Raw genomic sequence first — 1,126 nt, 5'->3', positions numbered from 1 at the left:
ATGGACGTAAGAGCAGCAGTCGCGGTGCAGGCCGGTAAGCCGCTTGAGGTGATGACGGTTCAGCTTGAGGGACCTCGGGCCGGCGAAGTGCTGATCGAGGTCAAGGCGACCGGTATCTGCCACACCGATGATTTCACCCTGTCGGGTGCCGATCCTGAGGGCCTGTTTCCCGCCATCCTCGGCCATGAAGGTGCGGGCATCGTCGTCGATGTCGGTCCGGGCGTGACCTCGGTCAGGAAGGGCGATCACGTCATTCCGCTCTACACGCCCGAATGCCGTGAATGCCCCTCGTGCCTTTCCCGCAAGACCAACCTCTGCACGGCGATCCGCTCGACCCAGGGCCAGGGCCTGATGCCGGATGGCACCTCGCGCTTCTCGATCGGCAAGGACAAGATCCATCACTATATGGGGTGCTCGACCTTCGCCAATTACACCGTGCTGCCGGAGATTGCCGTCGCCAAGGTCAATCCCGACGCCCCCTTCGACAAGATCTGCTACATCGGCTGCGGCGTGACCACCGGCATCGGTGCGGTCATCAACACCGCCAAGGTGGAGATGGGCGCAACCGCGATCGTCTTCGGTCTCGGTGGTATCGGCCTCAACGTCATCCAGGGCTTGAAGCTTGCCGGCGCCGACATGATCATCGGTGTCGATCTCAACAATGACAAGAAGGCCTGGGGCGAGCGCTTCGGCATGACGCATTTCGTCAATCCGAAGGAGGTCGGCGACGATATCGTGCCCTACCTCGTCAACATGACCAAGCGCGGCGCCGACCAGATCGGTGGCGCCGACTATACCTTCGACTGCACCGGCAACACCAAGGTGATGCGCCAGGCGCTGGAAGCCAGCCATCGCGGCTGGGGCAAGTCTGTCGTCATCGGCGTTGCCGGCGCCGGTCAGGAGATTTCGACGCGTCCGTTCCAGCTGGTGACGGGCCGCTCGTGGATGGGAACGGCCTTCGGCGGCGCCCGTGGCCGAACCGATGTTCCAAAGATCGTCGACTGGTACATGGAAGGCAAGATTGAGATCGATCCGATGATCACCCACACCATGCCGCTCGAAGACATCAACAAGGGCTTCGACCTCATGCATTCCGGAAAGAGCGTCAGAGGCGTCGTGATTTACT

The 1,126-nt window shown here is 61.8% G+C and carries 1 protein-coding gene; it reads left to right on the top strand.

Annotation, left to right across the window (positions count from 1 at the left end):
* Nucleotides 1-1,126, top strand: a 1,126-nt coding sequence (locus tag GGD46_RS33610; RefSeq protein WP_184711481.1) for an S-(hydroxymethyl)glutathione dehydrogenase/class III alcohol dehydrogenase, incomplete at both ends; no start/stop codon positions are given.

This window comes from Martinezella lusitana (assembly GCF_014207095.1).
Classification (GTDB): Bacteria; Pseudomonadota; Alphaproteobacteria; order Rhizobiales; family Rhizobiaceae; genus Rhizobium; species Rhizobium lusitanum_B.
The sequence above is the reverse complement of the archived record's forward strand: the minus strand, read 5'-3'. Positions and strand labels throughout refer to the sequence as shown.